The sequence below is a fragment of the Microbacterium sp. genome, assembly GCF_043427715.1.
Taxonomy (GTDB): Bacteria; Actinomycetota; Actinomycetes; order Actinomycetales; family Microbacteriaceae; genus Microbacterium.
On record NZ_JBHWTD010000072.1, the window covers coordinates 1 to 4,629 of the forward strand.

At 62.3% G+C, this 4,629-nt stretch carries 6 protein-coding genes; 4 read left to right on the forward strand and 2 right to left on the reverse strand.

Translation table 11 applies throughout. The features are described 5' to 3' along the window. The 4 genes from ACHFGS_RS07840 to ACHFGS_RS07855 form a co-directional block, all read left to right on the forward strand. Positions 1 to 127 (forward strand): integrase core domain-containing protein (locus ACHFGS_RS07840; RefSeq protein ID WP_394289330.1); only part of this gene is annotated, 127 nt, incomplete at its 5' end. Positions 128 to 548: 421 nt separating this feature from the next. Continuing rightward, a complete protein-coding gene (locus tag ACHFGS_RS07845; RefSeq protein WP_394279194.1) occupies positions 549 to 1,628 on the forward strand; it encodes a peptidoglycan-binding protein in 1,080 nt (359 codons plus the stop codon). Next, on the forward strand, positions 1,625 to 2,269 hold the full coding sequence (locus ACHFGS_RS07850) for an ATP-binding cassette domain-containing protein (protein WP_366214704.1): 645 nt from the start codon (positions 1,625 to 1,627) through the stop codon (positions 2,267 to 2,269). The genes ACHFGS_RS07845 and ACHFGS_RS07850 overlap by 4 nt, the downstream gene beginning before the upstream one ends. A 53-nt stretch (positions 2,270 to 2,322) precedes the next feature. Then, the gene (locus ACHFGS_RS07855; RefSeq protein ID WP_394279196.1) at positions 2,323 to 3,351 is read left to right on the forward strand and encodes an ABC transporter permease; all 1,029 of its coding nucleotides are present in this window, start codon (positions 2,323 to 2,325) and stop codon (positions 3,349 to 3,351) included. A gap of 66 nt (positions 3,352 to 3,417) precedes the next feature. On the opposite strand, the gene ACHFGS_RS07860 is transcribed toward ACHFGS_RS07855, so the two are convergent. After that, the gene (locus tag ACHFGS_RS07860) at positions 3,418 to 3,996 is read right to left on the reverse strand and encodes a hypothetical protein (protein ID WP_366214706.1); all 579 of its coding nucleotides are present in this window, start codon (positions 3,994 to 3,996) and stop codon (positions 3,418 to 3,420) included. Positions 3,997 to 4,025: 29 nt separating this feature from the next. Next, complete coding sequence (locus tag ACHFGS_RS07865) at positions 4,026 to 4,172, reverse strand: hypothetical protein (protein WP_394279197.1); 147 nt, start codon at positions 4,170 to 4,172, stop codon at positions 4,026 to 4,028. Positions 4,173 to 4,629: the final 457 nt, after the last annotated feature.

Genomic DNA, 4,629 nt, shown 5'->3' on the forward strand with positions numbered 1-4,629 from the left:
TTGGAAGGACGAGTACAACCATCACCGCCGGCACTCATCGCTCGGCTACCTACCCCCGGCCGAGTACGCTCGGCAGTGCACCCATCACATCGAAATCGACGACTCACAGACCGTCCGGACCGAATGAAGGGGGCGGCCCACACATGGATGCTGTCGGACAGACCGCCGAGGTCCAGAACCCACCTCCACTGTCGGACTGATGTGAGAGTAGTAAGCCACTTTCCACCGTTGCCGATAATCGGCCTTATGTCGGGCCGGTCGGACAGAACGGGCGCCCTCTTCTCGGTCGGCCGCGGCCGCAGTTCGACCCGCACGCTTTCGTGCGCTCGAACGGCACCCTCTGCAGCCTTTCCAAGGAGGGCCGCGCAACTCTTGTCAACCGAGCGGAGCCCGGTAGCCGGACAGCATCCATATGCGACACCGCCGCCCGGCTCGTACACGAATGTGCGGCAGAGACGGCAATACGATGCAGAAGTGGCGGGAACATCGAGGGCTAAGAGGCTGACGTTAACTACGGAGCGTCAACGCTCGTGGGGAGAGTACGTGCGGTGACAAGATTCAATCGACGGACGGTACTCGTCGGCGTCGGGATGTTTGGGGCTGGGGTCGCGCTTGGTTGCGGTGTCATTTGGGCTTCGCTGGAAGTGACGAGACCCCCGGCAGACCCGTTGGAAGCGCGCGCCTTTACGTCGGTCGAGGTGGTATCTGGTGAGGTTGGGGCAAGCCTTCAGTTGAGCACGGTTGCTGAGTGGGATACCGCGCTGGTGGGAGCGAATCGTGCCGCTGGCGTGGTGACGCAGGTCGCGGTGGAGCCAGGAGCACAAGTGTCACAGGGAGATCTGCTGTACTCGGTCGATTTGCGGCCCGTAGTCGCGGCGGAGGGCTCCGTCCCGGCATTCCGTGACGTTGGCGAGGGTGTGACAGGCGAAGACGTGCGGCAAGTGAAGCAACTTCTCTCTGATCTCGGGTTCTACCGCGGCGAGGTTAATCGGGTTGCGGGCTCAGCGACCGCGGCCGCGGTACGCGCATGGCAGAAAAGTCTCGGAGCACCGCAGACGGGAGTCGTGGCGGCAGGGGACGTGATTTTTGTCCCGAAGTTGCCCTCACGGGTGGTGGTCGATAACGAGCTCGTATTCCGCGGAGCATCGCTGGCGGGCGGCGAAGCGGTGCTTGCGGGCTTGCCATCGTCGCCGAAATTCGTGCTTCCTGTCACCGATGTGCAGGCATCAATGATTCCGGCAGGAACACGCGTCGAGATCACATCGCCCGAAGGAGACCGCTGGGTGGCGTTCGCCGGCGACCAGTCCAGGGATGAAGCATCGGGAACAGTCACTGTGTCTTTGTCAGGTGAAGGCGACGCGAGTATCTGCGGGGACCAGTGCGATCAGGTACCAGCTACTGGCGGGCAGGTGCCGCTGTCGTCAAGGATCGTGACGGTGGAAACCGTCTCGGGGCTGGTGGTGCCGTCCTCAGCAATCGTGTCGGGGGCGGACGGGCAGCTCGCGGTCGTCGCCGTGTCGGGAGAACGGATACCGGTGAAGGTCATCTCGGCGGCACGCGGTATGTCGGTAGTAGAGGGCGTGGATGCCGGAGTGAGCGTGCGCGTTCCGGCCGGGGCCACGTCATGAGTGCCACAGTGTTGGAAGCGCGCGAAGTTGCCTTTGGGTACACAGCAGGCGTCCCCGTGCTGGAGGGATGGTCGGCCCAATTCGCAGCCGGGTCGATGACGGCGCTGACTGGGCCCTCGGGCCGCGGGAAGTCCACCCTGTTGTATTTACTAGGGCTGATGCTGCGCCCTAGCAAGGGCGAGATCCTTGTTGATGGGCATGTGGTTAGCGGAGAGCGAGATGCCGTGCGGGCACACTTGCGTGCGCGTCAGTTTGGGTTTGTGTTTCAGGATGCAGCACTCGATAGCAGCCGCACGGTCCTCGACAACGTTACCGAGACCGCCCTTTATCGGGGTGAGAACCGTCACGACGTTGAACCAGACGCACTCCGCCTACTGGAACGGTTCGGTGTAGACGTCCCCGCAGACCGCAAGCCCGGACAGGTCTCGGGCGGTCAAGCACAACGAATTGCATTATGTCGGGCCTTGCTGGGCACGCCCGCCATCCTTCTCGCTGACGAACCCACGGGGAACCTCGACCCGTCGACCACGCTCGTTGTAGTCGACGCGATGCGCGCCCACGCCGCCGACGGAGGAACGGTGGTAATCGTTACCCACTCTCCTGAGGTTGCGGGGGCATGTGATGAGGAGATCTTTTTGTGAGATCGCTGTTGGTCGAGGCTGCGGCGTCTGCCCGTTCGCAACCAGTCGCGTCGATGCTCGCAATCCTGGTGGTCGCTGGGATGATCCTCTCTGTCATGATGACGACCGGACGCACGGTTGCTGCCGAACAGGACGTCCTTTCCTCGATCGATGATGCGGGGACTCGCGTGATCGAGATAAGGGCAGACGATGCCGCTGGCGTGACGAGCGCAGTACTTGCTCGGATGGCGAACATTGAAGGCATTGAGTGGGCGGCCGCGTTCTCCTCTGCCGTCGACGCGACCAACACACTGATTCCGGACGGCACCCGCGTCCCCGTTCGGTATATCTATTCCGATGATCTCGATCAGCTGGGCGTCGCGAACCCGTTGTACGGCGAATCCACCGCGTATGCCTCCCAGACCGCCCTCGATCAGTTAGGGCTGGCCGATGTCGGCGGGTCTGTGACGCTTACAAACGGCGTCACGGCCACCATCGGTGGCCGCATCAATGTTCCGGATTACCTCGAGAAGTTCGAGCCGCTCGCTCTGATCCCCACCACCGATGATCGCCCCGCAGTAGTGAATATCGTCGTCGTAATCGCCGAGAGCCCTGAGCTAGTCGCACCTCTCGCCGACGCCGTCGTGTCCGTCCTTGCAGTAGAGGACCCCACGATGATCACCGTGCAGACGAGCGAGACGCTCGCTCAGCTGCGCGCGCTGATCCAGTCTCAGCTCGGTAGTTCGTCGCGCACGCTGGTGCTTGGGCTGCTTGGGATCACGACCGTGCTTGTTGCCGCCATTCTTTACGGCCTCGTCATCATGCGCCGCAAAGATTTTGGGCGACGTCGTGCCCTCGGAGCTACCCGTAGCTACATAGTCGCGCTTCTTGTTGCTCAGACCGGAATCCTTGCCGCCGTTGGCATCGCCTTTGGCATCCTCGTTGCGACTGGTGCATCCCTCGCTCTGGGCGATCCGCTTCCGGGGGCAAAGTTCACGGTGGCGCTGGGCCTTCTCGCGTTCGTAGCCGCAACTGCCGCAGCGCTTGTCCCTGCGGTCACCGCCAGCCGCCGAGAACCCATACGCGAGCTGCGGGTACCTTGACGTGCCTGCGGTTATGTTCGTTCGGCCAAACGAACTAGCAGATTTCGCGACCACCGACCGCCGCAGTCAGTTCCAGATGTCGTCGGGGATTTGAGGACAAGCCTCATTAATCTCGGCCACAGCGTCCGGGGTGAGCGTGATTCCCTCATACGGGGACCAGGCTCCCTCTGACTCGATGAAGACGGACATGCTGGGGACGTCCGCCTCGATGTCATACCCTTCCGCCTCGAGGCAATCGATCAAGTCTGTCGATCGATAGACATAGAGCTTCTCGAGCTGAGCGTCTGACAACGGCGTGACGTACTTCCGCTCGACGGGATACTGAACCTCGCATGTATATATCGCGATGTTGAGGGACTCCGTCCTGCCGGGCTCAGTGACAGTTGGGTAGACAATGCCTTGTCCATCATCGGTAGCGGTCGCGTTCCATCCAGAGTCTTTGAGGCACTGGATCATCGTGGGGCCCCACTCCGCGAGTGAGATCGCCCGGACCTGCTTCACGTCTGGAGGCGACTCGATGCCCAACGATTCCGCGAGGGCGGCGGCTTCTGCCTCAAAGGACGGTGCTTCCTCAGCAGCGTCGTTGTCGGGCGGTGCTGCGCTTGTGCAGCCTGCCAGTCCAGCCGACAGCACTGACAGAGTCACCGCGCCGATCAGGAGATTCCTGCGTCGACTCAACTACTGCATCCAGCGTAGCCGTTGGAGATGTCACCGCCGGTGCCGGTGATCCAGGTTCGCCAGCCCGGGATGTTCCTCGAACCGACCCACGATGTGCGCTTCACGTAGGCGGACCCGTTGTTCCACGAGCCGAGCGTGGTCACGCCTGCCCTGTGGTTCACTCGGCCCTTCGCGATCGACTCAACATATCCAGCCGGGCGATTTGTCGGACACGTGATCGGAGTGTCCGAACCGAACTCAGACGCGGCCATAGCCGTGCTCGGAGCGACAAAGAGGGCACCCGCTGCGAGCGAGACCGCCACCCCCATGCCAAGAATGCTCTTTCTTGCCTTGTTCATGTTTCCCCCCCATATCCCTGCAACCTTTATGGATGCTATGTGAACCGTAGCGTCCCGAGCCTCATCTTCAAAAGGGGGCAACCATAGCCGGCAGTGCCCCGATGGGCTGACCCCGTTTCGTAGGTCCGGTGGTTCTGAGAGTCGTCCTGTCGCCCGCGGCTGCGGGCAGGGAGACTGGTCAGATCATGACGAACAGCAGGAAGCGTCACACCCCGGAGCAGGTCGTCCGCAAGCTCGGTCAGGCCGACAGGATGCTCGCCGA